Origin of the sequence: Bradyrhizobium altum (assembly GCF_020889705.1) — a bacterium.
Taxonomy (GTDB): domain Bacteria; phylum Pseudomonadota; class Alphaproteobacteria; order Rhizobiales; family Xanthobacteraceae; genus Bradyrhizobium; species Bradyrhizobium altum.
The window spans coordinates 1-5,367 of record NZ_JACMYP010000405.1 but is presented as its reverse complement, the minus strand read 5'-3'; the positions used below and the strand labels follow the sequence as shown (position 1 = coordinate 5,367).

Below are 5,367 nucleotides of genomic sequence, written 5' to 3'. Positions count from 1 at the left end.
CTTTCGCCGGGACGACGATAAAACTTCGAGCTTCCTAAACGTCTGACGCCGGAGCGGTGATCCGCCCCGGCGTCAAAATCGCGTCTCTCTTAGCTCGGCTTACGCGGCGTTGTAGCCGGCGACCGCCTTGGCCTCGAGATATTCTTCCAGACCGTAGCGGCCCCACTCGCGGCCGTTGCCGGACTGCTTGTAGCCGCCGAACGGCGCGGAGCGCTCGTTCGGCACGCCTTGCAGGTTGACGTTGCCGGCGCGGATCTGGCGGCCGACGCGGCGCGCGGTCTCCACAGTGTCGGCCGAGACGTAACCGGCGAGACCATAGGGCGTGTCGTTGGCGATCTTCACCGCCTCAGCCTCGTCTTTGGCGCCGAGGATGGTCAGCACCGGTCCGAAGATTTCCTCGCGGGCGATCGTCATGTCGTTGGTGACGTCGGCGAAGATGGTCGGACGGACATAGAAGCCCTTGTTGACGCCCTCGGGCAGGCCCGGGCCACCGGCGACGAGCGTTGCGCCCTCGTCGATGCCCTTCTGGATCAGCGCCTGGATCTTGTCCCACTGGCCGCGGTTGACGACCGGGCCGATCGTGGTGCCGTCGGCGCGCGGATCGCCGGCCTTGGTCTTGTCGGCGACGCCCTTCGCGATCGCGGCCACTTCCTTCATCTTGGAGAGCGGCACGATCATGCGCGACGGCGCGTTGCAGGACTGGCCCGAGTTGTTGAACATGTGCATCACGCCGCCGGTCACCGCCTTAGCGAGGTCAGCACCCTCGAGGATCACGTTCGGCGACTTGCCGCCGAGCTCCTGGCTGACGCGCTTCACGGTCGGCGCCGCACGCTTGGCAACATCGACGCCGGCGCGGGTCGAGCCGGTGAACGAGATCATGTCGATATCCGGGTGCTCGCTCATCGCGGCACCCACCTCCGGGCCGAGGCCGTTGAGGAGGTTGAACACGCCCTTCGGCACGCCGGCTTCATCGAGGATTTCCGCAAAGATCAGCGCCGAGGTCGGGGTGAACTCCGACGGCTTCAGGATCATGGTGCAACCGGCGGCGAGCGCGGGCGCGACCTTGCAGGCGATCTGGTTGAGCGGCCAGTTCCAGGGGGTGATCATGCCGACGACGCCGACCGGCTCGCGCACGATCACGGCGGTGCCCATGGTCTCCTCGAACTCGTACTTCTTGAGCACTTCGAGGGTGTTCATGAGGTGGCCAAGGCCGGCACCGGCCTGCAGCTTCTCGGCCATCGGCAGCGGAGCGCCCATCTCGTCGGAGACGGCAGCGCCGATCTCCTTCATGCGGCCCTTGTAGACCTCGACGACCTTGGTGAGCAGTGCGATGCGCTCCTCGCGGCTGGTCCGGGAATAGGTCTCGAACGCACGCTTGGCGGCGGCGACTGCCTTGTCGACATCGGCCTTGGAGCCGAGCGCAACCTCATACATCGCTTCTTCGGTCGCCGGATTGACGACGGGGGTGGACTTGCCTTTGACGACGGGATCGACCCAGGCGCCATCGATGTAGAATTGCATACGATTGACCATCGGAAACCTCTTGTAGGGGGCGTATGGATAAGGGGAACGGAAAGCGTTCGGCAGGCATCCTTGCACGAAAGCAGGGCGAATTGAACCCGCCATATGCGGGGCGCGGCTCGTGCACGCCCACGGCATATAATGTCGCTGCCGCACCGGTGGCAAGGCATGCCACCGGTCCCTCATCTATCGCCTCACACCGCCATCTTGCGGTGCCGAACCGGGGCGCCGACCGACACGCTCTCCGCCGCATCGATGATGGCGTTGGCGTCGATGCCGTAGTGGCGGTAGAGGTCTCCGATCGTCCCGGTCTGGCCGAAATGCTCGACGCCGAGCGCCTCGACCCGGTGCCCGCGCACGCTGCCGAGCCAGCCGAGCGAGGCCGGATGGCCGTCGATCACGGTCACGATGCCGCAGTCGCGGCCGAGCGGCGCCAGCATGCGCTCGATATGACTCAAATGCTGCGTGCCACGGCGGTCGCGGCGCAAATTCCGCGCGGCGGACCAACCCGCATAGAGCCGGTCGGCAGAGGTTAGCGCCAGGAGACCGACATCGCGGTGGCTCTCGCCGATCAGGCCGACTGCCTCGATCGCTTCCGGCGCGACGGTGCCGGCATATGCAACAACGATGTCGCAGTTCGGGCCCGGCTTGCGCATCCAGTAGGCGCCATCCGTGATGTCGCGCTGCAGGTCCGGTGTCATGATCCGCTGCGGTTGCTCCAGCGTCCGGGTCGAGAGTCGCAAGTAAACCGAACCACCGTCGGCGCCCTCGCGCTGCATGTGGCCAAAACCCCAGCCCATGATCACGGCAAGTTCATCGACGAAGGCCGGATCGAACGAGGCAAGCCCGTCCTGCCCGATCCCGATCAACGGCGTCTTGATCGATTGATGCGCGCCGCCTTCCGGCGCCAGCGAGATGCCCGACGGCGTCGCCGCCACCATGAAACGGGCGTCCTGGTAGCAGGCATAGTTCAACGCATCGAGGCCGCGCTCGATGAAGGGGTCGTACAGCGTGCCGACCGGCAGCAGCCGCGCGCCGTTGATCTGCTGCGACAGTCCGAGCGCCGACAGCATGATGAACAGATTCATCTCGGCAATGCCGAGCTCGAGGTGCTGGCCCTTCGGTGAATATTCCCAGGTGTAGGCTGACGGGATCTTCTCCTGCCGGAACAGGTCGTGGTTCTCCGCCTTCGCGAACAGGCCGCGGCGGTTGACCCAGGCGCCGAGATTGGTCGACACGGTGACGTCGGGCGAAACGGTGACGATGCGCGACGCAAGCTCGCTGTCGCCGCGCGCGAGCTCATGCAGCACCAGACCAAAACCCTGCTGCGTCGACATCTGCGCCGAGGCCTTGAAGGCCAGCCGCTCCGGCACCTCGACTTCAGGCGCCGAGAGACGACGGCGTCCCTCGCGGTTGAACGGCGCCTCGGCCAGGAACGCCTCGAGCTTCGCGGGCTCCTGCGACAGGCCCTCGAACTTGTCCCACTCGTGGCCGGTGCGGATGTTCTGCGCGGCGCGCCACTTCTCCATCTGCGCCACCGTCATCAGGCCGGCGTGATTGTCCTTGTGGCCCTGCATCGGCAGGCCGACGCCCTTGATCGTGTAGGCGATGAAGCAGACCGGGCGATCGTGGTCGATCGCCTCGAACGCCTCGATCATGCTCGCCATGTCGTGGCCGCCGAGGTTCGACATCAGCGCCAGCAGCTCGTCGTCGCTGCGGCGATCGATTAGGGCCGACACGTCGCCTTGGTCGCCGATATCGTCCTGCAGATGCTTGCGGAACGCCGCGCCGCCCTGGAAGCAGAGCGCCGCGTACATCTGGTTCGGGCAATTGTCGATCCAGCGCCGCAGCGCCTCGCCGCCGGGCTCGGCAAACGCCTCGAGCATCAGCTTGCCGTACTTAACGATCACCACGTCCCAGCCGAAATTGCGGAACATGGTCTCGAACTTGGCCCACAGCCCCTCGCGCACCACGGCGTCGAGCGACTGCCTGTTGTAGTCGACCACCCACCAGGTGTTGCGCAGGCCATGCTTCCACCCCTCGAGCAGCGCCTCGAAGATGTTGCCCTCGTCCATCTCGGCGTCGCCGACCAGCGCGATCATGCGGCCCTCGGGCCGGTCGTTCAGCCAGCCATGCGCCTTGACGTAGTCCTGCACCAGCGAGGCGAACAGCGTCTGCGCCACGCCGAGGCCGACCGAGCCGGTGGAGAAGTCGACGTCGTCGACATCCTTGGTGCGGGAGGGATAGGACTGCGCGCCCTTGTAGCCGCGGAAATTCTCCAGCTTGTCGCGGGTCTGATGGCCGAACAGATACTGGATCGCGTGGAACACCGGGCTCGCATGCGGCTTCACCGCGACGCGATCCTGCGGGCGCAGCACCGAGAAATACAGCGCCGACATGATGTTGGCGAGCGAGGCCGACGATGCCTGGTGGCCGCCGACCTTCAACCCGTCGGTGGAGGGCCGCACATGGTTGGCGTGATGGATGGTCCACGACGACAGCCACAGCACCTTGCGGGCCAGGGCGGACAGCATGTCGAGGCGTTCAGGCGCGATTCCCATGGCAATGCTCCCAGCGAATATGTCCGATGTTACTGCCGCGGCGACCGCCGAAAATCTCAATTCCACGCGACAGCACAGGAAAAATTGGGATAAATTCCCACGATCCGGCCTCCACCAACGAGTTTATCCCAATGCCTGCCCTCGACGCCATCGACCGCAAGATCCTGAGTCTGCTCCAGACCGACAGCCGCATGACCATGCAGGAGCTCGCCGACAAGGTCGGGCTGTCGGTGTCGCCCTGCCACCGCCGGGTCAAGCTACTCGAGGAGCGCGGTGTGATCTCTCGCTACATCGCGACCGTCGACCAGAAATCGCTGGGACTGCACGTCTCGGTCTTCATCTCGATCAAGCTGGCGCGGCAGAAGGAGGAAGACCTCAACCGCTTCGCGCGCGCGATCTCGAAATGGGACGAGGTGCTCGAGTGCTATTTGATGACCGGCAACCGCGACTACCTGCTGCGCGTGGTCGCCGCCGACCTCTCCTCCTATGAGGCGTTCCTGAAGAACAAGCTGACCCGGCTCGACGGCATCGCCTCGATCGAGTCGAGCTTTGCGCTGAGCCAGGTGAAGTATTCGACGGCGCTGCCGGTGTGAGTATTGGTTGGTAACTCCAGCCGTGCCAACACCACAGTGTCGTCCTGGCGAAAGCCAGGACCCATCAACCACCGCATTTCGTTGTGAAGGGAATCTGGCCCCAGCGTCATGCAATGACGAACAATTGAGGTAATGGGTCCCGGCCTTCGCCGGGACGACGATGAGGATGGTTCTCGATTCAAGTTGTCACACCACGCGATATCATCACCCGCATGCGCATGCGGGTGATCCAGTATTCCAGAGACGCCCGTGCTTGAGCCGAGAGGCCGCGGCGTACTGGATCGCCGGGTCCCGTCTCCGCCAAGGCTGCGACGAGGCTACGGATCCCTGGCGCGCCGAAGCTTTAGCGGAGGCGGCGAGCCGGGCGATGACAGATGTGGATGGGGAAGCAGTTGCGCATCCGTACGCCGGGCAACTCAGTGATTGGCACCTCAGCCGCGGTGAACCAAGCCGGATGTTGCCTCCGCCCCAGGTTCCATCCGGCAAATTAGATCGCCGCGCCCGGATCGTCGCGGGAACCCGGCGGCGGCCCTCGATGTTGATGTCAGGCATCGCTGAGTATCCTAAGGGTGAGGAAAGATGCTGAGGGCTGCCCGCTGCAGACACACCGTGTTGGCGCTCGCCACGATCCTCGCGGTCGCGGCATCGGCCGCGCTGCTCGCAGGCAGTGCCGATGCTGCCCGCGGTGGCGG

The 5,367-nt window shown here is 65.1% G+C and carries 3 protein-coding genes; 1 reads left to right on the top strand and 2 read right to left on the bottom strand.

The window, feature by feature from the left end; all coding sequences use genetic code 11:
* Positions 1–99: 99 nt before the first annotated feature.
* Together H8B02_RS44910 and H8B02_RS44905 are read right to left on the bottom strand one after the other, a co-directional pair.
* Entirely contained in the window at positions 100–1,533 is a 1,434-nt protein-coding gene (locus H8B02_RS44910; RefSeq protein WP_229172161.1) for an aldehyde dehydrogenase family protein, read from the bottom strand.
* A gap of 182 nt (positions 1,534–1,715) precedes the next feature.
* Positions 1,716–4,082: a thiamine pyrophosphate-binding protein gene (locus H8B02_RS44905; RefSeq protein ID WP_229172160.1), complete on the bottom strand. Its 2,367-nt coding sequence runs from the start codon at positions 4,080–4,082 to the stop codon at positions 1,716–1,718.
* A 131-nt stretch (positions 4,083–4,213) separates the two neighbouring features.
* Between H8B02_RS44905 and H8B02_RS44900 the strand changes: the two genes are divergently transcribed.
* Complete coding sequence (locus H8B02_RS44900; protein WP_024579268.1) at positions 4,214–4,675, top strand: Lrp/AsnC family transcriptional regulator; 462 nt, start codon at positions 4,214–4,216, stop codon at positions 4,673–4,675.
* The last annotated feature ends 692 nt before the right edge of the window (positions 4,676–5,367 follow it).

Coding starts and splice junctions, on each gene's coding strand:
- H8B02_RS44905 (WP_229172160.1), bottom strand. CDS start 4,082: ATGGGAATCGCGCCTGAACGCCTCGACATGCTGTCCGCCCTGGCCCGC.
- H8B02_RS44910 (WP_229172161.1), bottom strand. CDS start 1,533: ATGGTCAATCGTATGCAATTCTACATCGATGGCGCCTGGGTCGATCCC.
- H8B02_RS44900 (WP_024579268.1), top strand. CDS start 4,214: ATGCCTGCCCTCGACGCCATCGACCGCAAGATCCTGAGTCTGCTCCAG.